This window comes from Kribbella aluminosa, from assembly GCF_017876295.1.
Taxonomy (GTDB): Bacteria; Actinomycetota; Actinomycetes; order Propionibacteriales; family Kribbellaceae; genus Kribbella; species Kribbella aluminosa.
On the sequence record NZ_JAGINT010000002.1, the window covers coordinates 416,823 to 436,539 of the forward strand.

Annotated in this window: 26 protein-coding genes; 14 read left to right on the forward strand and 12 right to left on the reverse strand. The window is 69.7% G+C overall.

What is annotated here, in order from left to right; genetic code table 11:
• Positions 1-4: 4 nt before the first annotated feature.
• Positions 5-607, reverse strand: a complete 603-nt coding sequence (locus tag JOF29_RS23295) for a TetR-like C-terminal domain-containing protein (protein ID WP_209696603.1) — start codon at positions 605-607, stop codon at positions 5-7.
• 424 nt (positions 608-1,031) lie between these two features.
• Between JOF29_RS23295 and JOF29_RS23300 the strand changes: the two genes are divergently transcribed.
• The 5 genes from JOF29_RS23300 to JOF29_RS23320 all read left to right on the forward strand — a co-directional run bounded on the left by JOF29_RS23300 (position 1,032) and on the right by JOF29_RS23320 (position 5,080).
• A complete protein-coding gene (locus tag JOF29_RS23300; RefSeq protein WP_209699959.1) occupies positions 1,032-1,865 on the forward strand; it encodes a Vgb family protein in 834 nt (277 codons plus the stop codon).
• 57 nt (positions 1,866-1,922) lie between these two features.
• Entirely contained in the window at positions 1,923-2,825 is a 903-nt protein-coding gene (locus tag JOF29_RS23305; RefSeq protein WP_209696604.1) for a UbiA prenyltransferase family protein, read from the forward strand.
• A gap of 2 nt (positions 2,826-2,827) precedes the next feature.
• Positions 2,828-3,781: a prolyl aminopeptidase gene (gene pip, locus JOF29_RS23310; RefSeq protein ID WP_209696605.1), complete on the forward strand. Its 954-nt coding sequence runs from the start codon at positions 2,828-2,830 to the stop codon at positions 3,779-3,781.
• Between the two features lie 84 nt (positions 3,782-3,865).
• On the forward strand, positions 3,866-4,675 hold the full coding sequence (locus JOF29_RS23315; protein ID WP_209696606.1) for a phytanoyl-CoA dioxygenase family protein: 810 nt from the start codon (positions 3,866-3,868) through the stop codon (positions 4,673-4,675).
• Positions 4,676-4,738: 63 nt separating this feature from the next.
• Positions 4,739-5,080: a cupin domain-containing protein gene (locus JOF29_RS23320; RefSeq protein WP_209696607.1), complete on the forward strand. Its 342-nt coding sequence runs from the start codon at positions 4,739-4,741 to the stop codon at positions 5,078-5,080.
• A gap of 67 nt (positions 5,081-5,147) precedes the next feature.
• Here the strand turns inward: JOF29_RS23320 and JOF29_RS23325 are convergent, their stop codons facing one another.
• The 3 genes from JOF29_RS23325 to JOF29_RS23335 form a co-directional block, all read right to left on the reverse strand.
• Complete coding sequence (locus JOF29_RS23325; protein WP_307863629.1) at positions 5,148-5,738, reverse strand: YdeI/OmpD-associated family protein; 591 nt, start codon at positions 5,736-5,738, stop codon at positions 5,148-5,150.
• Positions 5,735-6,700, reverse strand: a complete 966-nt coding sequence (locus JOF29_RS23330) for a helix-turn-helix transcriptional regulator (protein ID WP_209696608.1) — start codon at positions 6,698-6,700, stop codon at positions 5,735-5,737. The genes JOF29_RS23325 and JOF29_RS23330 overlap by 4 nt, the downstream gene beginning before the upstream one ends.
• A gap of 69 nt (positions 6,701-6,769) precedes the next feature.
• Entirely contained in the window at positions 6,770-7,603 is an 834-nt protein-coding gene (locus JOF29_RS23335) for an NAD(P)H-binding protein (protein ID WP_209696609.1), read from the reverse strand.
• Between the two features lie 91 nt (positions 7,604-7,694).
• On the opposite strand from JOF29_RS23335, the gene JOF29_RS23340 reads away from it, so the two are divergent.
• Together JOF29_RS23340 and JOF29_RS23345 are read left to right on the forward strand one after the other, a co-directional pair.
• Positions 7,695-8,627, forward strand: a complete 933-nt coding sequence (locus JOF29_RS23340; protein WP_209696610.1) for an AraC family transcriptional regulator — start codon at positions 7,695-7,697, stop codon at positions 8,625-8,627.
• Between the two features lie 14 nt (positions 8,628-8,641).
• Positions 8,642-8,866: a hypothetical protein gene (locus JOF29_RS23345; protein ID WP_209696611.1), complete on the forward strand. Its 225-nt coding sequence runs from the start codon at positions 8,642-8,644 to the stop codon at positions 8,864-8,866.
• Here the strand turns inward: JOF29_RS23345 and JOF29_RS23350 are convergent.
• From JOF29_RS23350 to JOF29_RS23360, 3 genes are read right to left on the reverse strand one after another with little or no spacing between them, the layout of a single operon-like run.
• Positions 8,844-9,533, reverse strand: a complete 690-nt coding sequence (locus JOF29_RS23350; protein ID WP_209696612.1) for a dienelactone hydrolase family protein — start codon at positions 9,531-9,533, stop codon at positions 8,844-8,846. The two genes, JOF29_RS23345 and JOF29_RS23350, sit on opposite strands and share 23 nt — an antisense overlap.
• A gap of 17 nt (positions 9,534-9,550) precedes the next feature.
• A complete protein-coding gene (locus JOF29_RS23355; protein ID WP_209696613.1) occupies positions 9,551-9,934 on the reverse strand; it encodes a TIGR03618 family F420-dependent PPOX class oxidoreductase in 384 nt (127 codons plus the stop codon).
• Positions 9,935-9,946: 12 nt separating this feature from the next.
• Positions 9,947-10,540 carry a dihydrofolate reductase family protein gene (locus JOF29_RS23360; RefSeq protein WP_245359389.1) on the reverse strand — a complete coding sequence of 198 codons (594 nt, stop codon included), beginning with the start codon at positions 10,538-10,540 and terminating at the stop codon, positions 9,947-9,949.
• 82 nt (positions 10,541-10,622) lie between these two features.
• Between JOF29_RS23360 and JOF29_RS23365 the strand changes: the two genes are divergently transcribed.
• On the forward strand, positions 10,623-11,084 hold the full coding sequence (locus JOF29_RS23365) for a winged helix-turn-helix transcriptional regulator (protein ID WP_209696614.1): 462 nt from the start codon (positions 10,623-10,625) through the stop codon (positions 11,082-11,084).
• 78 nt (positions 11,085-11,162) lie between these two features.
• Here the strand turns inward: JOF29_RS23365 and JOF29_RS23370 are convergent, their stop codons facing one another.
• Both JOF29_RS23370 and JOF29_RS23375 read right to left on the reverse strand, forming a co-directional pair.
• Positions 11,163-11,756, reverse strand: coding sequence for a phosphotransferase enzyme family protein (locus tag JOF29_RS23370; RefSeq protein ID WP_209696615.1), 594 nt, complete (start codon positions 11,754-11,756; stop codon positions 11,163-11,165).
• A gap of 12 nt (positions 11,757-11,768) precedes the next feature.
• Positions 11,769-12,983, reverse strand: coding sequence for an MFS transporter (locus JOF29_RS23375; protein ID WP_245359391.1), 1,215 nt, complete (start codon positions 12,981-12,983; stop codon positions 11,769-11,771).
• A gap of 91 nt (positions 12,984-13,074) precedes the next feature.
• On the opposite strand from JOF29_RS23375, the gene JOF29_RS23380 reads away from it, so the two are divergent.
• The 5 genes from JOF29_RS23380 to JOF29_RS23400 all read left to right on the forward strand — a co-directional run bounded on the left by JOF29_RS23380 (position 13,075) and on the right by JOF29_RS23400 (position 16,592).
• A complete protein-coding gene (locus tag JOF29_RS23380) occupies positions 13,075-13,965 on the forward strand; it encodes a LysR family transcriptional regulator (protein ID WP_209696617.1) in 891 nt (296 codons plus the stop codon).
• Positions 13,966-14,091: 126 nt separating this feature from the next.
• Positions 14,092-15,162, forward strand: coding sequence for an ABC transporter ATP-binding protein (locus JOF29_RS23385; protein ID WP_209696618.1), 1,071 nt, complete (start codon positions 14,092-14,094; stop codon positions 15,160-15,162).
• Positions 15,163-15,171: 9 nt separating this feature from the next.
• The gene (locus JOF29_RS23390; protein ID WP_307863631.1) at positions 15,172-15,606 is read left to right on the forward strand and encodes a phosphatase domain-containing protein; all 435 of its coding nucleotides are present in this window, start codon (positions 15,172-15,174) and stop codon (positions 15,604-15,606) included.
• Between the two features lie 21 nt (positions 15,607-15,627).
• The gene (locus JOF29_RS23395) at positions 15,628-16,023 is read left to right on the forward strand and encodes a RidA family protein (RefSeq protein WP_209696619.1); all 396 of its coding nucleotides are present in this window, start codon (positions 15,628-15,630) and stop codon (positions 16,021-16,023) included.
• Positions 16,020-16,592: a GrpB family protein gene (locus JOF29_RS23400; RefSeq protein ID WP_209696620.1), complete on the forward strand. Its 573-nt coding sequence runs from the start codon at positions 16,020-16,022 to the stop codon at positions 16,590-16,592. Before JOF29_RS23395 ends, JOF29_RS23400 begins: the two co-directional genes overlap by 4 nt.
• On the opposite strand, the gene JOF29_RS23405 is transcribed toward JOF29_RS23400, so the two are convergent.
• Positions 16,510-17,796 carry an FAD-binding oxidoreductase gene (locus JOF29_RS23405; protein WP_209696621.1) on the reverse strand — a complete coding sequence of 429 codons (1,287 nt, stop codon included), beginning with the start codon at positions 17,794-17,796 and terminating at the stop codon, positions 16,510-16,512. The genes JOF29_RS23400 and JOF29_RS23405 overlap by 83 nt on opposite strands.
• 57 nt (positions 17,797-17,853) lie before the next feature.
• Here JOF29_RS23405 and JOF29_RS23410 point away from each other — a divergent pair, with 57 nt between their 5' ends.
• On the forward strand, positions 17,854-18,870 hold the full coding sequence (locus tag JOF29_RS23410; RefSeq protein WP_209696622.1) for a helix-turn-helix transcriptional regulator: 1,017 nt from the start codon (positions 17,854-17,856) through the stop codon (positions 18,868-18,870).
• On the opposite strand, the gene JOF29_RS23415 is transcribed toward JOF29_RS23410, so the two are convergent.
• Both JOF29_RS23415 and JOF29_RS23420 read right to left on the reverse strand, forming a co-directional pair.
• Positions 18,820-19,221, reverse strand: a complete 402-nt coding sequence (locus JOF29_RS23415; protein ID WP_209696623.1) for a hypothetical protein — start codon at positions 19,219-19,221, stop codon at positions 18,820-18,822. The genes JOF29_RS23410 and JOF29_RS23415 overlap by 51 nt on opposite strands.
• On the reverse strand, positions 19,218-19,715 hold the full coding sequence (locus JOF29_RS23420) for a DoxX family protein (RefSeq protein ID WP_209696624.1): 498 nt from the start codon (positions 19,713-19,715) through the stop codon (positions 19,218-19,220). Before JOF29_RS23420 ends, JOF29_RS23415 begins: the two co-directional genes overlap by 4 nt.
• Positions 19,716-19,717 lie beyond the last annotated feature (2 nt).

The following is a 19,717-nucleotide window of genomic DNA, read 5'->3' on the forward strand; positions in this document are numbered from 1 at the left end:
GCCGTCACGGTAGGTCCGCGGCGCGGGAGGTCGCAAAGGCTTTAGCGGCGACGCGGGCGTGGTGGTCCGCCTGCGCGCGGGTCATCGGATGCCGGAGGAGGACGAGCTGATGGTAGATCGGGGCGGTCGCGGTGAGGAGGAGTTGATGGGCGTCCACGTCGGCCGGAAGCTCGCCGCGTTCGACGGCCCGGGAGACGAGCAGGGCGGTGCGTTTGTAGCGGTCGTCCCAGAAGCGGGTGAGCGCTTCGGCCGCTTCCGTCGTACGGAACGAAGCAGCGATCACCGCCTGGGTGACCGACGGGCGGGCGGTCAGCGCGGCGTGGATCTCGCGGTTGACAGCGATCAGGTCGCCCTCGAGCGAGCCGGTGTCGGCCGGCTCCCACGCGTCGTCGGCGCCGGCTTCGAGCAGGTCGACGAGCAGACCGGCGACGGTCTTCCAGCGCCGGTAGATCGTCGTGCGGTGGACGCCCGAGCGTACGGCGACGGCGTCGATCGTGAGCCCGTCGTACTCGTGCTCGGCCAGCTCGGTCTCCACCGCCGCGAGTACGTCGGAGCGGACCCGGGCGGTCCGTCCTCCCGGCCTGCTTGCGCGAACGCGATCGGTCATGGCATCATCTTAACGCAACCTACGTCGCATTTAGGGAGTAGCCAGTGATCTTCTGACCCGCCGTTCGCCAACCACGAACCCGCGAGAGGTCAGGAGGATCCTCATGTCTACCCAGCTGTCCCTGCACGAGAAGGCGGCCGAGCGGGCGCGGCTCGAACAGGCCTGGCAGCAGTGGGAGGACGACGTCGCGGAGCTGCGGATGCTCGTCCGGACCACGGCCGACCGGGTCGCGTACGGACGGCCGACGAACCACCTGTCGCTGGTCCTGGTGGAGGAATTGGAGGCGGCGCTGGACCCCTACGCGGGCGCCCTCGTCGTCGTCAGCCACGACCGCCGCTTCGCATCCCGCTGGCGCGGAACCGTGATCGATTTTCCCACCACCCCCGCGACGGAGTCGCGGTCATCGACCTGGAGGAGAGCAGTCATGTCAGTTAGGGAAATCGCGGTCGAGGGTGCGCCGTACGGCGTGGTTGCAGCAGGCGGCGAGGTGTGGACGACGTTGGTCCACACCGGCCGGGTCGCGACCGTGTCGGGGCGGGTGTTCGACCTGGAGGCGCCGGAGTCGCGGCCGAGCGTGATCGTCGACGGGCCGGACGCCGCGGTCTGGTTCACCCGCAACGGCGACGACCGGGTCGGGCGGATCGGGTACGACGGCGTCGCGTCGGCGGTGCAGATCGCGGGCGCGCCGTACGGGCTGTGCGTCGGACCGGACGGCGCGTTGTGGTGCACGTTGATGAGCAACGACGCGATCGGCCGGATCACGACGGACGGCGAGGTCACGACGTACCCGATCGGTACGACGGGAGCGTTCCCGGCGATGATCACGACGTACGCCGGGGACCTGTGGTTCACGCTCAACCAGGCGAACGCGATCGGGCGGATGACCGTGGCCGGGGACGTCACCACCTATCCCCTGCCGACCGACGCCACCGGCCCGGTCGGGATCAGCGCGGGACCCGACGGCGTCTGGTTCACCGAGCTGCTGGCGGACCGGGTGGGCCGGATCGACGTCGACGGGACGATCGAGGAGTTCGCGCTGCCGGGCGGGTCGAAGCCGCATGCCGTGGCGGCGACGCCGGACGGTTGCTGGATCACGTTGTGGGCGGCGGCCGAGCTGGTCCAGGTCGATGCCGAGGGCAACATCACCCAACGGTTCGGGTTCGGCGACGGGGCCGAGCCGCACGGGCTGTCGGCCGACGGCACGATCTGGGTCGCGCTCGAGAAGGGTTCCGTGGCTCACATCCAGCCGCACGGGTGAGCAGGTTCACTCGGTGGAGGGAGGACGGGATGCACCGCGGAGGTGGACAGTGGTGGTGTGAGCACGGACGTGCAGGTACGGGGGCCGCGGGTTCGTGATGTGGTCGCGGTCGGTCGGCCCGCGTTCTGGGTGGTGTCGATCGTCCCTTATTACACAGGGATCCTGCTCGCGACGCACCGGCTGATCCCGCCGGTCGAGGAGTGGCCGCGGCTGATCGTGGGCGCGGTCGTGATGGGTCCACTGGTGTGGCTCGCCGTACTGGGCGTCAACGACGCGTACGACCTGCCGAGCGATCGGCTCAACCCGCGAAAGGCCAAGTCGCCGTTGCTCGACGGGCGGGTCACGCTCCGGGCGGCGTTGCGGCTGGCCTTCGCGGCGGCGGTCGCGGCGGTCGGGTTGAGCCTGCTCGTCGGCGTCGTGTTCGCGCTGGGCGTGCTGCTCGCCGTACTGCTCGGGTACGCGTACTCCGTCCCTCCGGTCCGCCTGAAGACCCGCGCCGGCTTCGACGTCGCCGTGAACGCTCTCGCGCTGGGCGCTTTCGGACCGCTGGCCGGCTGGGCCGCGATCAACCCCGACCTCAGCGACTTCCCCTGGCTGATGGGCCTCCAGGGCACCCTCGCCGCCGTCGGCCTCTACCTCCCCACGACCATTGCCGACCTCGACGCGGACCGCGCCGCCGGCTACCACACGATCGCCGTCCGCTTCGGCGCCCGAACGACGTACCGCCTCGGCTACACGGCCTGGATCGCCGCCGCCGCACTGTCGGTCATCCTCGCCGCCACCGGCACGATCATCCCCCGCGGCATGCTCCCCCTCGAGGTCGTGATGGTTCCCGTCCTGGTCGCGGCGTACCCCAAACTCATTGGCCCCCGTCAATCCTTCAAAGGCATCATCGTCCTCGCCACCCTGTTCCTCTTCCCCTGCGCCGCCTTCGCCCTCACCTACACCGGAGTCCTCTGAGCATGTATCCCGAGATCGAGCCCTACGACCACGGCCTGCTCGACGTCGGCGACGGGCACCGCGTGTACTGGGAGGTCTGCGGGAACCCGGCCGGAAAGCCGGCGCTCGTCGTACACGGTGGACCAGGTTCCGGGGCCGGGGCGTGGTGGCGGAGGTACTTCGATCCTGCGAGGTATCGGGTGGTTCTGGTCGATCAGCGGAACTGCGGGCGCAGTACGCCGGACGCCGCCGAACCGGACGTGGAGCTGCGGACCAACACGACCGCGCACCTGATCGCGGACTTCGAGCAACTCCGGCGGGTGCTCGGGATCGAGCGGTGGTTGCTGCTGGGGGCGTCCTGGGGCGCGACGCTCGGGCTCGCGTACGCCGAGCAGCACCCGGCGGCGGTGTCGGAGGTCGTGCTGTTCAGCGTCACCAACACGACTCGGCGCGAGGTCGCGTGGATCACCCGCGACATGGGCCGGATCTTTCCGGAGGAGTGGGCCCGGTTCCGGGACGGCGTACCGGAGGAGGAGCGGGACGGGAATCTGGCTCTCGCCTACAGCCGGCTGCTGGACGATCCGGATCCGGCAGTCCGGGATCGGGCGGCCAGGGACTGGTGCGCCTGGGAGGACACCCACGTGCGCACCCACCCGAACTGGCGGCCGGACTCGCGGTACGACGATCCGGTGTTGCGGCTCCGGCTGGCGCGGCTCGTCACGCACTACTGGGGTCATGCGGCGTGGCTGGACGAGGACGTGCTGGTGCGCGACGCCGGCAAGCTCGCGGGGATCCCGGGGGTGCTGATCCACGGCCGGCTCGACATCAGCAGCCCGGCGGATGTCGCCTGGCGGGTGGCTCAGGCGTGGCCGGGTGCGGAGTTGCATCTGGTCGAGCAGGAGGGCCACGGAGCGGGCGGCAGCACCACGCAGGAGCTGATCCTCGAGGCGCTGGACCGGTTCGCTTTTCCGTCCTAACGCTTTCTGCTGCACGTGCACGTAGGGCAAAGATTTGATCACTGATCTTTACAGCGATGGAACCTGCAGGGAGCCTTGTCTCTCATGACTCTGACCCGCCCGGAGCTCGAGACCGACTACGCCCTCAGCCGGTCCGACATCGCGCACTTCGCCGAGCACGGATTCGTGAAGCTGAAGAACGTGCTCAGCGCCGAGACGATCGCGGAGTACGAGCCGGAGATCACCGGCAAGGTGATCGAGCTGAACACGCAGCACCTGCCGCTGGACGAGCGCGACACCTACGGGAAGGCGTTCCTGCAGGTGTCGAACCTCTGGCAGGACAGCGAGCGGGTGCTGGAGTTCGTGTCGTCGCCCCGGCTGGCGCGGATCGCGGCGCAGTTGCTCGGGGTGCAGTCGGTGCGGCTGTACCACGACCAGGCGCTCTACAAGGAGTCCGGCGGCGGCGTCACCCCGTGGCACGCGGACCAGTACTACTGGCCGTTCACGACCGACCGGTGCGTGACGATCTGGGTACCGCTGCAGGACACCCCGATGGAGATGGGGCCGCTGTCGTTCGCGGCCGGCAGTCAGACGTTCGAGTTCGGGCGCGACCTGCCGATCAGCGACGAGTCCGAGCGGGTCCTGCAGGAGGCGCTCGCCCAGCAGAACTTCACCGAGGTCTCGGACCCGTACGAGCTCGGCGAGGTCAGCTACCACCGCGGCTGGACCTTCCACCACGCGCCGCCGAACACCACCGACATCCCGCGCCGGGTGATGACGGTCATCTACGTCGACGCCGCGATGGAGATCTCCGAACCGGTGAACGCGAACCAGGTCGCCGACCTGGCCACCTGGATGCCCGGCAACCAGCCCGGCGAGACCATCTCCTCCCCGCTCAACCCGACCCTCTACTGAATCACCCGCTCCCCCGGGACCTGCACGGCCCGAACGATCTCTGTACCTATTAGTATGTACGGCATGAACCCAGCGATCAGGCGTGTCGTCGTCCTCGATCAGCAACTGCCCGCGGCCCTCCCGGTGCAGCGCGTCGAGGTACGGCGGATCACCATCGAGCCACACACCGCGTTCGGTGCGCACATCCACAACGGCCCGGTGTTCGGGAACATCGTGTCGGGGTCGGCGATCTACCAGCAGGGCGGCGACGACGAACCTCAGGTCCTGCATCCGGGCGACGTGTTCTACGAGCCGGCCGTCGACCGGATCAGCCGCTTCGACACCGCGGACGAGGCCGTCACGTTCCTCGCCTACTTCCCGCTCACCGCGGGGCAGGAGGCGACGCTCGACCTCGTCGGCGAATAGGACCTGCACGCAGGCAAAACCCGCTGTTTCGGCCCGGATCAGGCGGTAAAGGGCGGGTTTTGCCTGCCTAGCGGTCCAGCGTCCGCTTCTGCGGATAGATCGTCTCGCCGCGCGCGAGCTGCTCGACGAACTGCGCGATCCGTTTCGCCCGGGTCTCCGGGCGTTTGGCGCCGGTGACCCGGAAGATGACGCCGAAGCGGTTGGCGCTGGTCAGGATCTCGAACATCGCCTGCGCCTCGGGCTCCGTGGCCAGCGCCGCCGCCAGATCGTCCGGGACCTCGCGTGTACTCGCCCCGCCGTACGCCTTGTCCCAGCGGCCGTCGGCTTTCGCCCGCTCGACCTCAGCATGTCCGGCCGGGTGCATCCGGCCGTCCTGTTCCAGCCGGGCGACCAGGTCCACGTTCCGCTTCGACCACATGCTCTGCTTGCGGCGGGGGGTGTACCGCTGGATGAACGTCTGCTCGTCACGACCGCGTCGCTGCCCGTCGATCCAGCCGTGACACAAGGCTTCGTCCAGCGCTTCGTCGTACGTGAGGCTCGTCGGTCTCGTCACGCCCTTCTTCGCGAGCACGAGCCAGACGCCGTCCGACTCCGCATGGTTCGTCCGCAGCCACGTGTGCCACGCAGCGGCATCCACGACGATCAGTTCCGCACTCACGATGACGCCTCCTGGTAACGAGCGGCGAGCTGGACCGCGGCATCCTTCAACTCCTGCGGTCCGATGAACTCCAGCTCGCACTCGAACATCCCGAACGTCGCGGCCAGCCCGGTCCACGACCAGCCGGTGAGCGCGAGCCGGCAACTCGTCGGCGACAGCTCCTCGACGACCGCGCCGTACCCGGCCCACTGCGCGATGTCCGACGCCTTCGCCTGCAGGATCGCCTCGCCCCGGCACGGGTTCTTGTCCTGTCCGCGGAAGCGGCTGGAGATGTACGTCGCGATGTCCGGCGCGGGCAGTTCGCGCGGCGTGAACCGCGGACCGGTCGGCGTCTTCGGCGTCATCCGGTCGACGCGGAACGTCCGCCAGTCCTGCCGATCCAGATCCCATCCGACGAGGTACCAGCGTCCGCCCCAGGTCACCAGGTGGTGCGGCTCCACCTTGCGCGGCGGTGTCCACTCGTCCTCCGGCGCACCGGGCGCGGCGTAGTCGAACCGCAGCACCTCCTGCGCGCGGACCGCCATCCCGATCGCGATCAGCTGGTCCGAGTCGACCGTCGTACGGCGGTGTGCGTACCGGTCGACGGTGGTGACCTGCAGGGCGTCGACCCGCTGCCGCAACCGCGCGGGCATCACCTGTCGAACCGTCGCCAGTGCCCGCAGCGCGCCCTCCTCGATCCCGGTGACCGTGGTCGTCGCCGTCTGCAGCGCGACCGCGACCGCGATCGCCTGGTCGTCGTCGAACAGCAGCGGCGGCAGCTCGGCGCCCGCGTCCAGGCGGTACCCGCCGTCGGGACCCTTGGTCGCGCGAACCGGGTAGCCGAGGTCGCGCAGCCGATCGACGTCCCGGCGTACCGTCCGCGGGCTCACTTCGAGCCGCGAGGCGAGCAGGGCGCCGGGCCAGTCGCGCCGGGCCTGCAGCAGCGACAGCAGCGCGAGGAGGCGGGCGGAGGTTTCGGCCATGGACTCAGCGTGCCATGGGTAGCGGTCAGGTTCTGTCCGCCACTGTGGCGGAGTGTTGGACGGACACGGTCAGACGTCCCACACTCCGGTTTTGGCGGTTTCGCGGGCCCAGTCGGTGAAGTCGCGGGCCGGCCGGCCGAGGACGCGTTCGACCCCGTCGGAGACGTACTCGGAGCGGTGGTTGCGGATCACCGTGAACAGGTCGCGGACCGCCTCGGCGTCCTCCGGCGGCAGGCCCTGTTCCCGTAGTTCGGCCACATGCGTCGACGGGTCCAGGTCGACGTACTCGATCGGCCGGCCGGTCGCCGCGGTCAGTTCGCCGGCGATCTCGGTCATCGTGAGGACGCGCGGACCGGAGATCGCGAGCACCTGGCCGGCGTACGTCTCGTCGAGCAGCGCCGTGGTCATCACGTCGCCGACGTCGTCGGTGTCGATCCAGGCCTCACCGCCCGCGCCCGCGGACAGCCGGATCTGGCCGGCGAGTACGTCGTACCGCAGGAAGTCCTCACTGAACCCCTGCGCGAACCAGGCCGGCTGCACGATCGTCCAGTCCAGCCCGCTCGCCTGTACGACGCTCTCCAGCTCGAGCTGCCCGTCGTACACGGCGAAGTCCCGCCCCGAGCTGCCGACGCCGCGGCCGGACAGCAGCACCACGCGCCGCAACCCGTCCGCCTGCTGGATGAACCGGCCGGCCTGCGCGAGCCCGGTCGGCCCGACCGGCGGCGCGAGGTACGCCGTCGTGGTACCGCGGACCGCGTCCGCCCAGGTGCTCTCGTCGTACCAGTCGAACGGCTGCTCGCTGGACCGCGACGCCAGCCGGTACGGGACGCCGCGCGCGTCGAGCTGGGCCGCGACGCGACGGCCGGTCTTGCCTTTGCCGCTGAGGATCAGAATCGGTGTCATGGCTCCAGTCCACCGGCAGTTGCTGAGACAAACCATGGCCGTACGCCGCAATTGGATGTTCCGGACGCTCAATCTGGCCTAGGCTCGGGGTATGGACGTACTCGACGAGCTGCTCACCGGGACCCGCGCGCAGGACGGGGTGTTCAATATGACGATCCTGGATCTGCCGTGGGCGCTGGAGATCCGCGACGAGGCCCCGCTCGCGCTCGCCACCATCGTCCGCGGCTCCGGCTGGCTGACCCGCGCCGGGATCGAGCCGCAGCGGATGGAGCAGGGCGACGTCGCGATCGTCACCGGCCCGGAGCCGTACGTCGTCGCCGACTCGACCGCCACCGCGCCGGTGCTGCGGATCCACCCCGGCGGCCTCTGCGAACGGTTGCCCGGGGCACCGATCGACTACTCCGCCCAGCTCGGCGTCCGGACCTTCGGTGGCCGGAAGACCGGCGAGATCATGGTTGCCAGCGGCACCTATCAGGTCGCGGGCGACGTCAGCCGGCGGCTGGTCACCGCGCTCCCCTCGGTGCTCGTCGTACCGGCGGCCGAGGTGGCGGGGTCGGTGATGGAGATGATCACCAGCGAGATCCAGCGGGATGTGCCGGGGCAGCAGACGGTGCTCGACCGGTGGCTCGACCTCGCGCTGATCACCACGTTGCGCGCGTGGTTCGCCCGGCCGGAGTCGCATGCGCCCGGGTGGTACCAGGCGCAGACGGATCCGGTGGCCGGTTCGGCGTTGCGCCTGCTGCACGAGGATCCGGCACATCCGTGGAACGTCACCGAGCTGGCGGATCGGGTCGGGGTGTCGCGGGCGTCGCTGGCTCGTCGGTTCACGGCTGTCGTCGGCGAGGCGCCGATGAGCTACCTGACCGGTTGGCGCATCACGCTTGCCGCCGACCAGCTGCGTGCTACCCGCGACACCGTGGAGACGATCGCCCGTCGTGTCGGGTACGCGAACGCGTTCGCGTTGAGCGTCGCGTTCAAGCGCGTCCGCGGCATCACCCCGACCGACCACCGCCGGGCGGCGTGAAACTCTTTACACAGGTGAAGCACATCGTGGCGGCTGCGCAGTACGCGGCGTACGCCGAGGAACTGGCGACCGGGGATCCGGCGGCGGGCGACGCCGTGGTCCGGTGGGCGATCGAGCGGGTGCCGGACGTGGTGTGCGACGTACTGGCGCGCTACCCCGACGGCACGCCCGGTCGGAGCCGGCTGGGTGAGTTGCACCGGCAGGTCGAGGCCGGGCTCAGGCGACGGTCGACTTCATGAACGCGAGCGCCTGCGGCCATGCCAGCCGGAACGCGTCCGCGTTCACGTCCTTGCCATGCCGCGACTTGTCGGAGAAGCCGTGGTCCGCGCCCGGGAAGTACTGCGCGAACGTCGCGCCGACGGTCCGCGCCTGGAGCACGGTCTGCAGCGTCTCGAAGTCCGCATTCGGTACGGCGGCGTCCGCGCTCGGGTAGCTCACCAGCACCGGCGCGGTGATCCCGGCCGCCTCGGCGAGCGCGTCGTACGTGTGGTGCGGCGGCCGGTCCGACGGCACGGTCGGGTGGAACGCGACGACGTTCGCCACCCGCTGGTCACGCGCTCCGAGCAGGAACGCGAACCGCCCGCCCAGGCACCAGCCGATCACCCCGACCTTGCTGCACCCGAGCTCGCCGAACAGGTGGTCCAGCAACGCGGACTGCTCGGCCAGCGCGGCGTCGTCGTCCATCTCCCGCAACATTCCGCTGAGCTCTTCGCGGGTGGCGTTGTCCGTGCTCCGCCCCTTGAACGGATCCCACGACAGCGCGGTGATCCCTTCGCCGGCCAGTTCGTCGGCCCACTCCCGAACCTGCTCACCGATCCCGGTGATCATCGGCAGCATCAACATCCCGGCCCGCCCGACCCGCGCCAGATACGCGTCCTGCTCCCCAACTGTCACCGTCACACCCATGCGCGCATCCTAGGTGGTCAGCTGACGCCGACGGTCTGGTGATCGACCTCGATGACGCCGACGACTCGGTCGAGGTCCCGGCTGTAGGGCTGGCCGATGTACTTCTGGGCGATCTGGTCGACCAGTGCCCATCCCTCGTCGCCGTCGATCCAGGACGTGACGCGGCCGCGGACGATGACCGGCTCGTACGGGTTGTCGACCGGGGCGAGGGACAGCGCGACCCGGGGGTCGCGGCGCAGGTTGTGGGCCTTCTGGGAGTTCGGGCCGGTGAGGAAGATGATCTTGTCGCCGAGGGTGCTGACCCAGAGCGGGATCGAGTGCGGCGAGCCGTCCGGGAGGACGGTGGCCAGGTGGGCGATCGAGGTGCTCTCGACGGCGCTGCGTACGGCGGGCTTCAACATGGCTGTGCTCCTTCAGCGAACGATCTCGTAGTGCAGGTGGGTGACGCCGGGCGCGGGCACGGCCTCGACGAGGTTCAGGCGGATGTGGTCCGGCAACTCCTGGAAGAACGGGCGACCGCCGCCGAGCAGGATCGGGACCTGGTGCAGGATCAGCTCGTCGACCAGTCCGGCCCGGAGCGCCGCGGTGACCACGCCGCCGCCCATCAGGCCGACATCCTTGCCGCCGGCCAGGTCACAGGCAGCGGCGACCGCGTCCTCGATGGTGTGCGCGAGGGTCTGCCGCTCGCTGACCTCCGCCACCGGTCCGTGGCTCAGCACGACCAGCGACGCGTTCGGGTGCGGACTGTTGCCGCCGAAGTGACCGGAGTCGTCGTACGTCTTGTGGCCGGCGATGACCGCACCGACTCGGGTGGCCGCGGAGTCGAACACCCGCGCACTCGGCTCGCTGAGCTTGAAGCCGTCGAACGCCTGACTCGGGATGTCGCCGTCGAAGTACCAGTCGAACAGCATCGGCGCGTCGCCGAGGCCGTGGTCCGGCCCGGAGTCGCGGCCGCTGATGTACCCGTCGACCGAGACCGCCAGGGCGGCGAAGACCTTGCTCATCATGATGCCTTCCGGTTGGAGTTCCTTGAAGGAACGCTAACACACTGGAGTTCCTTTAGGGAACCCCAGGCGCTAGACTGATTCCATGCAGCGAACGGACTTCGGTGAGATGGCGTGCTCGATCGCGCGCACGCTGGACGTGATCGGCGAGCCGTGGTCGCCGCTGATCCTGCGCGACATCTGGGTCGGCTTCGCGCGGTTCGAGGAGCTCCAGGCGGACCTCGGGATCTCCCGCAAAGTGCTCACCGAGCGGCTCAACCACCTGGTCGACCGCGGTGTCATCGAGCGCCGGCCGTACGACCAGCGGCCGCGGTACGAGTACGTGCTGACGGACAAGGGCCGCGAGCTGGTCGACGTCCTGATGGTGATGGTTGCCTGGGGCGACAAATGGCTGGCCGGTACGGCAGGCCCGCCGGTGCTGTACCGGCATCACGCGTGCGGCGAGATCAGCCACGTCGACCTGGTCTGCGCACACTGCGGCAACCCGATGCACGCGGACGACGTCGACGTACTCCCGGGCCCCGGCGCTAACCGCAGTACCGCCTGAAGATCTCGAGGTCGCTGTCCACGCGGGCGATCCGGTCGAAGCCCCAGGTGTCGACGCCAGGCCGGTCCACGTCGTTCATCACTCGCGCGGCCCGATCACCGCGCTCTCCCAGTCGAGGATCGCCGCCACCTCTCCGCGTCCGTCGATCAGCACGTTCAGCCCGTGGAAATCGGTGTGGCACAGGACTTCCCGCACCGGCTTCAGTCGGGCCCGTACGTCGTCCAGCCGCGCGATCGCCGTCCGCACCACCTCCGCGCGATCCACGATCCACGGGTGCTGCAGGTACCGCTCCAGGTTACGGATGTGCGGCTCTCTGACATCCGCGGGCGGAAGCGTCATCTGCAGCGGAGCCTCGTGCACCTGGCGCAACGCGCGCGCCACCGCCGACCAGTCACCCCAGGTCGCCGTCCGTCCTTCTATGTAAGGAAAGACAGCGTACGCTTGCGACCCGCTCATCCCGGACAGCTCGCCGCGGACGGTCCGCAACGGCTCCACTACCGGGAGCCCGAGCGCATGCAACTCCCCCAACTGCTCCAGGCCCAACGGTTGTTCGTCGGGCTTCCACCGCTTCACGAACCACCGGCCGTCGGCGACCCAGCCCTCGGTGGCGAAGCCGCCGGAGTGCGGTGCGAGCTCGGCGACGGTCAGCCCGTAGTCACGTTCGAGGTCCATCCCCGCATCAGATCACTTGCCCTGGGCGGCCAGCATCCGTAATACCGCGGCGTTCACCAGGACCAGGATCAGCGCCGAGAAGATCAGCAGCGCGACCTGGGCCGGAAGCAGCGCGATTCCCAGGCCGATCGCGAGCACCGGGATCGCGAGTCCGGCGTACGCGATCAGGAACAGTGCCGCGAGCACCTCGCCGCGCGACGACGGGTCCGCGAGCGCGGCGGCCGTGGCGACCGCCCCGCGGAACACCAGGCCGACGCCGGCACCGGCGACGACCCCGCCGATGACGAACAGCCAGAGGTTCGGGACCAGCCCGCCGACCGCGACGCCGACCAGGCCGACGCTCATCGCGACCAGTCCGAGCCGAAGCTGACGCGGGCGGGACATCCGCACGAACGCGACCTGGCTCCCCGCACCCGCGATGAAGACCGCGAACGTGACCACCCCGGCCAGCACCCGCGACGTGTGGTGCAGCACGCCGGCCAGGAACGTCGGCGCGAGAGACGTGAACAACCCGAAGATCGCGAACGCCGCGAACGCCCCGATCGCGGACGCGAAGAACAACGGCCGCGCCGACGACGGCAGCGCGACCCGCTGCGGCCGGTACGCCGGACGCTCCTCCAGCCGCTCCACGGTTTCCGGCACCAAGGCGATCCCGACCGCACTGAGCAGCAGCAACACCAGGAAGATCTCGTACGGGCGCTGCAGCGGGGCGTCGACGTACTGCGCCAGCAGACCGCCCACGAGCGGACCGAACGCCAGGCCGCCGAGGTTCACCATGCTCGAGATCAACGCGGACCGGCTCGGGTCCTCCCCCGGCCGCGCGATCTGCCGCAGCTCGGACAGGTGCGCGGTGGCGGTCGCGGTCAGTACGCCGACGCCGACGCCGCAGACGAACCGCGCGAGCAGCAGCCCGGGGACGGCCGGCCAGATCAGGAAGATCGCCGCGGACACGGCCTCCGCGAGTACGGCGAGCAGCGCGACCCGCCGCCGCCCGAGCCAGTCGCTGACGTGCCCGGCCAGGTACAGCGAGGCCATCACGCCGATCGCGTAGCTGGCGAAGATCACCGTGATCACGTACGTCGGGAAGCCGTCGCGGTGCTGGTAGATCGCATAGAGCGGCGTCGGGATCGTCGAGAAGGCCATCGTGGTGAGGAAGGCCGCCGCGATCACCCAGAACCCCGGAGCATGAGCGAACCGGATCCGTGCGCCGGTCCGCGAAGACGTCATGGTTGACATGGTTCCAGGTTGCCGCGCCGGATCTATCGAGTCCAACGAAAGTTCTTGCATGCTCTTATCGGCAACTCCGATAATTGTGCCTGTGGACAGTCGGCAGTTGGAGTACTTCGTCGCGGTCGCCGAGGAGCTGAGCTTCACCCGGGCGGCACAGCGGATGTTCACGGTCCAGTCCACGGTGTCGGCCGCCGTACGCGCGCTGGAGACCGACCTGAAGACGACGCTCTTCGACCGGTCCACGCGGCGGGTCGTGCTGTCGGCCGCCGGGCAGGCGCTGCTGCCCGAGGCGAAGGCCGCACTCGAGGCGCTGGACCGGGCGCGCGCCGTGGTCGAGGAGGCGTCCACCGGCCTGCGCGGCAACCTCCGGATCGGCACCCTCGCACGGCTCAGCCTGGTCAACATGGCCGAGCTGCTCGGCGCCTTTCACCGCAAGTACCCGCTGGTCGAGGTGCAGGTCGCCACCTCACCGACCGGGTCGACCGGCCTCGCGGACGACGTACGGCACGGCCGGCTCGACGTCGCGCTGCTCGGCCTGCCCAAACCCGAACTCAGCGGACTCGACGTCCGCGAGATCGCCACAGTTCCCTTCGTCGTACTGCTACCCACCGGGCACGACCTTGCGCGGCGGGAAGCCCTGCACCTCGAGGACATCGCCGGCGAACGCTTCGTCGACATGCCGGGCGGCTTCGGGAACCGGAAGATGGTCGACCGGGCCTTCGAGGCGATCGGACGACCGCGGCGGATCCAGGTCGAGGTCCCCGAGCTGACCAGCATTCCGGACTACGTCCGGGCCGGACTCGGTGTCGCCGTCGTCCCCGAGCCGGACCTGACCGGCGAGCCCGGCGTGGCCAAGATCCCGCTGAAGGGCGTCGACCTGACCTGGACGTTGTCGGTGGCCACCCTCGCCGGACGCCGACCGAGCCGAGCGGTGACAGCCCTGCTCGAGCTCGTCGGTCCGGACGGCCGGTACTTCTGAGGCCTTGTTTCACGCCGGAATGTAAGTCGGCCAGCGACGGTTGTGGCAAGTAGACACCCAAGACCTGGGGGCCTTTGCTACGGATCGTCCGGCACGTTCCTGCCGGCGAAGGAGAGGAAGCGCGACATGGCTACTGTGTCGTTCAAGGGAGCCACCCGGGTGTACCCGGGCACCGACATCGCCGCGGTGGACAAGCTGGATCTGGACATCGAGGACGGCGAGTTCATGGTGCTCGTCGGGCCGTCGGGTTCCGGTAAGTCGACCGCGCTGCGGATGCTGGCCGGGCTCGAAGAGGTGAACGAGGGAGCGATCTTCATCGGCGACCGGGACGTCACCAACGCCCCGCCGAAGGAACGCGACATCGCGATGGTGTTCCAGAACTATGCGCTGTACCCACACATGTCGGTGGCCGACAACATGGGCTTCGCCCTGAAGATGCAGGGCATCCACAAGGACGAGCGCGCCCAGCGCGTGCAGGATGCGGCCAAGCTGCTCGGGCTGGAGGAGTACCTCGACCGGAAGCCGAAGGCGTTGTCCGGTGGTCAGCGTCAGCGCGTCGCCATGGGCCGCGCGATCGTCCGTAACCCGCAGGTCTTCCTGATGGACGAGCCGCTGTCGAACCTGGACGCCAAACTCCGCGTACAGACCCGTACCCAGATCGCCGAACTGCAGCACAGGCTCGGTGTCACCACCGTCTACGTCACCCACGACCAGGTCGAGGCCATGACCATGGGCGACCGGGTGGCTGTGTTGAAGGACGGCGTACTGCAGCAGGTGGACACCCCGCTGAACCTGTACGACGGCCCGCGGAACAAGTTCGTCGCGGGCTTCATCGGCTCGCCGGCGATGAACCTGATCGAGGCCGAGATCGTCGACGGCGGCGCGAAGATCGGCGACTACGTGGTCCCGATCGCGCGCGACGTACTGGCGAAGGCCGGTGCCGACAAGACGCTGACGCTCGGGGTTCGCCCGGAGGCCTTGCACCTCGCCGACGACGGTCTGCCGGTGAAGGTGTCGGTGATCGAGGAGCTGGGGTCGGACGCGTTCCTGTACGGGACCGCGGAGCACACCAGCGACCAGATCATCGCCCGGATCGGTACCCGCCTGCACAACGACAAGGGCACCGTGATCCACCTGGCACCGGACCCGGAGAAGCTGCACCTGTTCTCGACCTCGACCGAGGATCGGCTTGTGTAGTTTGACCCTGTGGGCCTTTGGATCAAGGACGCACCAGGTGTGATGGAGCTGCCGTCGGGTCGGCTCGTGCGCGGACGTGGTCTGCGGCACGGCCCGGCGGCAGCGCCGTTCCCGACGTACGGCGTGTATCTGCTCGGCAAGGAACCGCCCGACGTGCCGTGGGAGGCGTACTGGGTGAAGTGGCCGGACTTCCGGCTGCCCGTCGATCGTCCACAGGCGCTGGCAGCGTTCCGCGAGGCCCTGGAGCGGACCGCGACCGGACGGGTCGAGCTGGTCTGCGGGGGCGGTCGCGGACGGACCGGTACGGCGCTCGCGTGCCTCGCCGTACTCGATGGTGTGCCGGCTGATCAGGCGGTCGACTACGTCAGGCAGCACTACGACAAGCACGCGGTGGAAACGCCCTGGCAGAAGCGGTACGTGCTAAATCTCTTGACCGGGGCGTGAGGGATCACGTTGGGTCGAGGCGTGACGATCGAACGGAACAACCCCGAGGGGCTGCATGCCACGCCTGGGTATCACCATGTGACGCGGGTCCAGGCGGACACCCTGCTGTACCTCGCCGGGCAGTGCCCGTTGCAGCCCTCCGGTGAGTTGGCCGCGGGCGGCCTCGAAGGGCAGACCGCGCAGGTGATCACGAACATCCTCACCGCTCTGACGGCCGCCGGCGCGACACCTGACCAGGTCGTCCGCACGGTGATCTACGTCGCCAGCTCCGACCGGGCCGAGCTCAGCGCGGTCTGGGACCAGCTGAACGCCTCGCCGATCGCGGCGGCGTTCACCACGGCGAGCACACTGCTCGGCGTCGCCCAGCTCGGGTTCCCGGGGCAGCTGGTCGAGGTCGACGTCACGGCGGCTCTGTGATCGTCCCAGCCGAGGTGATCGACTACGACCCGCGCTGGCCGTTGTGGTTCGCGGAGATCCGCGCGCGGTTGACGCCGTACCTGGCCGAGCTCCCGCACCGGATCGAGCACGTCGGCAGTACCGCCGTACCCGGTCTGGCGGCGAAGCCGATCATCGACGTGGACGTCGTCGTACCGTCGGCCGACCTGGTCCCGGCCGCGATCTCGCGCCTGGCCGCGGCGGGGTACGTCCACGAGGGGGACCAGGGGATCGCGGGTCGCGAGGCGTTCGCACTGCCGCCCAACGCGGTCCACTACCACCATCTGTACGTCGTTGTCGACGGCAACAAAGCACACCGGGACCACGTGCTGCTCCGCGATCATCTGCGCGTGGACGCCGCCGATCGGGAGCGGTACGCCGCTCGCAAGCGCGAGCTGGCGCACCTGCTCACCACCGACCGCAGCGCATACGTCTCCGGTAAAGGTGCCATGGTCGAAGAGCTGATCGCTAGTGTCCAGTTGCATCGCTTACTGGACACTCGAGCTGGTGGTTCGCCCACAGGCGACGGTTCGGGTCGTACCGGCGCCTGAGCTCGACGAGCCGGTCGTAGTCGTCGTACGCCTCGGCGATCTCCTCCGGTGCGAGCTTGGCGAAGCTGAAGTTGAGGGCGCGGCCAATAGTTGCCTCCCGCCACGGTTCGAGCACCTCGCTCGCAGCCTCGCCGTCGCCCGGGGTGAGCACGGTCAGCGAGTACGCCGCCTCGCGACGGCCGACCGCGTTCGGGACCTCGGGCTGCCGGGCGAGCGCGCCGCCGAGGTGCCGGATGCCGATCACGTGCATCCGCGACGCTTCCGGACCGGGCAAGGTCTTCAGTGCATCAAGGTTGTCGACCAGCGCGTTGCACGAGCTGTAGCTGTCGGGATGCTCCGGCTCCGCGAAGATCTTCCCGGACTCGACGTACGGCAGCTCGCCGACTGTGTCGATCACGGGCGTCCCGATCGCCCGCAGCGGTGCGATCAGCTCGGCACCGCGGTCGCCGAGGATCGCGACCTGGATCCTGCCGATGTACTTCCTACGCAACGGCGCCGGCACCTGCGGGAGGTCCGGGATCGGCAGGATCGCGATCGCCGACGTCACCTCCTCCGGCACGGTCCGCGTCCACTCCCGCCACACCTCGGGTGCATCCGGGTACTCGGCGAGGTCGAAGGACAGGCTGCCGCCGAAGATTGTCGGTACCTCGAACAGGTCGATCTCGATCCCCGTCACGACACCGAAGTTCCCGCCGCCGCCCCGGAGCGCCCAGAACAGGTCCGGGTCGTCCTCCGCGTTCCGTCGTACGCCGTCCGCGGTCACCACTTCGATCCGCCGGACGTGATCCGCGGCGTACCCGAACCGCCGGGCCATCAGCCCCAGTCCCCCGCCGAGCGTGTACGAGATCGCGCCGACACCGGGCGCACTGCCGGACAGCGGGGCGAGCCCGTACGGCGCGGTCGCGGCCAGCACGTCCCGCCAGGTCGCCCCCGCCTCGATCCACGCGGTCCGCCGCTCGGCATCCACCGTGACGCCGTTGAAACCGGCGGTCGCGATCAGCACGCCGCCGTCGATCCCCTCGATCAGCCCGTGCCCGGCCGCCTGCACCGCGATCCGCAGATCGTGGTCGATCGCGTACCGGACCGCCTGCTGTACCTCCTCCACGCTCGTGACCGGGAAGATCACCGCCGGCCGGTGCGGGTCGCGCCGCTGGAACCCGAGCCGCGCCTCGTCGTACCCCGTGCTTGTCGTCGTCAGCATCATGAAGCTCACGCTAGAGGCCCTTGCGGACACATCTTGTCCGCAAGGGATCATGGACGGATGAGTGCCAGGAAAGAGATGCCCGGCCGGCTGCTGCGGTTGCTGTCACTGCTGCAGAGCCGCCGCGAGTGGTCGGGCCACGAGCTCGCCGACCGCCTCGGCGTCACCGAGCGCACAGTACGGCGGGACGTCGAGCGGCTGCGTGCGCTCGACTACCCGGTGACCGGCACGACCGGGACCGCGGGCGGGTACCGCCTCGGCTCCGGTACACACCTGCCGCCGCTGCAGCTGGACGACGACGAGGCGATCGCCGTCGCGGTGAGCCTGGTCAGCGCGGCCGGCGGCGGCGTGAGCGGGATGGCGGACAGTTCGATGAGCGCGCTGGCCAAGCTGGAGCAGGTCCTGCCGGCACGGCTGCGGCCGCAGCTCGCGGCGGTCGGGTCGGCTGCGGAGGCGATCCCGCGCCCCGGTCTTCCACAGGTCGATCCGGGTGTGCTCGCCGTACTCGCCCGCTGCTGCCGGAACCACGAGGTGGTGGCCTTCGACTACAACGGGCGCAGCCGGGGTACGACGCGGCGGCGGGTGGAGCCGCATCAACTGCTGACGCTGGCCTGGCGGTGGTACCTGCTCGCGTTCGATCCGGACCGCGACGACTGGCGGATCTTCCGCGTCGACCGGATCTCCTCGGTGGCGTCGGTACTGCACCGGTTCACGCCGCGGGTGGTGGACGGGCCGACGTACCTGGTGGAGTCCTTCGTGTCGGCGCAGTACCAGCACACGGTCGAGTTGACGGTCTCGGTGCCGGCCTCGGAGGTGACCTCGACGTTCGAGGGGGTCGTCCGGGGTATCGTCACGCCGCTCGGCGAGACGTCCTGCAAGGTCCGGTTCAGCGCGGACACGCCGGGCATGCTGCTCACCCAGGTGGCCGCGATCGCGGCGCTCGGATCCTTCACCGTCGACCAGGCGACACCGGAGACGGCCGCGCTGATCACCGGAGCGGGCGAACGGCTCGCGCGCGCATTTGCTCTAGGCAACGATCAGGCCGATACCAAGGGTCAGGACCCCGACCGCCAGTGACGCCGCGCCGAGCCAGAGGATCCAGAGGAACTGGTTCGGGCCGGTCCGGTCCTTGCCGGCCGACGAGGCGAAGAAGCCGCCGGACATCAGGATCGCCGCGACCGGGATCGCGAGCCGCCCGACCCACAGCCAGAACCCGGTGAGCCCGGTCTGGTCGACGTACAGCAGGCCGACGAGGCTGAGGATCACGAGCACGCCGGCGTGGGCATGGCCCGCGCGGGCGAAGGACTTCTGGAAGTCGGTCATCGGCACCTGACCGCGGACGATCCGGGTCATGAAGTAGCCGCCGAACTGGATCGTCACGATCGTGAGCAGGATGACACCGGCGATGGTACGGGAAGCGTCGGTCATACTCGGGCCTCTTCTCTGACAGGGGCTTTGGTGGTTGCGGCGCGCGCCACCCAGAGCGCGACGGCGAGGTAGAGGATCTGCTCGGGGATGCGCTGCCACAACGGCGTCGCCTCGCCGCCCGCGAACGGTACGTGCGCGACGGCGGCGTGGATGTTGGCCGGCAGCAGGCCGACGAACAACGCGGCCAGGGCATAGCCGGCCGGCTTGCGGGTCGCGGTGATCACCAGACCGGCAGCGCCGAGCAGCTCGAGGACGCCGGTGCCGTAGACGAGCGCGTCGGCGTACGGCAGGAACGGCGGGACCATCCGCACCATGTCGGCGTGGTTGGGCATCACGGTCACGCTCGCCGGGACGAAGTGCGCGCTCGCGGTCAGCACCAGCATCACGGCCATCGCGTGCGCCGCGGCGGCCGGCCAGGTCGCGAACCGGCGGACGCCGAGCGCACCCAGCGCCCGGAAGCCGACGGCACCCAGGATCAGTACGAGCGGGATCATCC

What these genes read in the sequence shown, in the direction of transcription:
- JOF29_RS23295 (WP_209696603.1), bottom strand. Translation starts at nt 607, where the DNA reads ATGACCGATCGCGTTCGCGCAAGCAGGCCGGGAGGACGGACCGCCCGG.
- JOF29_RS23300 (WP_209699959.1), top strand. Translation starts at nt 1,032, where the DNA reads ATGTCAGTTAGGGAAATCGCGGTCGAGGGTGCGCCGTACGGCGTGGTT.
- pip (WP_209696605.1), top strand. Translation starts at nt 2,828, where the DNA reads ATGTATCCCGAGATCGAGCCCTACGACCACGGCCTGCTCGACGTCGGC.
- JOF29_RS23315 (WP_209696606.1), top strand. Translation starts at nt 3,866, where the DNA reads ATGACTCTGACCCGCCCGGAGCTCGAGACCGACTACGCCCTCAGCCGG.
- JOF29_RS23320 (WP_209696607.1), top strand. Translation starts at nt 4,739, where the DNA reads ATGAACCCAGCGATCAGGCGTGTCGTCGTCCTCGATCAGCAACTGCCC.
- JOF29_RS23330 (WP_209696608.1), bottom strand. Translation starts at nt 6,700, where the DNA reads ATGGCCGAAACCTCCGCCCGCCTCCTCGCGCTGCTGTCGCTGCTGCAG.
- JOF29_RS23335 (WP_209696609.1), bottom strand. Translation starts at nt 7,603, where the DNA reads ATGACACCGATTCTGATCCTCAGCGGCAAAGGCAAGACCGGCCGTCGC.
- JOF29_RS23340 (WP_209696610.1), top strand. Translation starts at nt 7,695, where the DNA reads ATGGACGTACTCGACGAGCTGCTCACCGGGACCCGCGCGCAGGACGGG.
- JOF29_RS23350 (WP_209696612.1), bottom strand. Translation starts at nt 9,533, where the DNA reads ATGGGTGTGACGGTGACAGTTGGGGAGCAGGACGCGTATCTGGCGCGG.
- JOF29_RS23355 (WP_209696613.1), bottom strand. Translation starts at nt 9,934, where the DNA reads ATGTTGAAGCCCGCCGTACGCAGCGCCGTCGAGAGCACCTCGATCGCC.
- JOF29_RS23360 (WP_245359389.1), bottom strand. Translation starts at nt 10,540, where the DNA reads ATGATGAGCAAGGTCTTCGCCGCCCTGGCGGTCTCGGTCGACGGGTAC.
- JOF29_RS23365 (WP_209696614.1), top strand. Translation starts at nt 10,623, where the DNA reads ATGCAGCGAACGGACTTCGGTGAGATGGCGTGCTCGATCGCGCGCACG.
- JOF29_RS23370 (WP_209696615.1), bottom strand. Translation starts at nt 11,756, where the DNA reads ATGGACCTCGAACGTGACTACGGGCTGACCGTCGCCGAGCTCGCACCG.
- JOF29_RS23375 (WP_245359391.1), bottom strand. Translation starts at nt 12,983, where the DNA reads ATGACGTCTTCGCGGACCGGCGCACGGATCCGGTTCGCTCATGCTCCG.
- JOF29_RS23385 (WP_209696618.1), top strand. Translation starts at nt 14,092, where the DNA reads ATGGCTACTGTGTCGTTCAAGGGAGCCACCCGGGTGTACCCGGGCACC.
- JOF29_RS23405 (WP_209696621.1), bottom strand. Translation starts at nt 17,796, where the DNA reads ATGATGCTGACGACGACAAGCACGGGGTACGACGAGGCGCGGCTCGGG.
- JOF29_RS23410 (WP_209696622.1), top strand. Translation starts at nt 17,854, where the DNA reads ATGAGTGCCAGGAAAGAGATGCCCGGCCGGCTGCTGCGGTTGCTGTCA.
- JOF29_RS23415 (WP_209696623.1), bottom strand. Translation starts at nt 19,221, where the DNA reads ATGACCGACGCTTCCCGTACCATCGCCGGTGTCATCCTGCTCACGATC.
- JOF29_RS23420 (WP_209696624.1), bottom strand. Translation starts at nt 19,715, where the DNA reads ATGATCCCGCTCGTACTGATCCTGGGTGCCGTCGGCTTCCGGGCGCTG.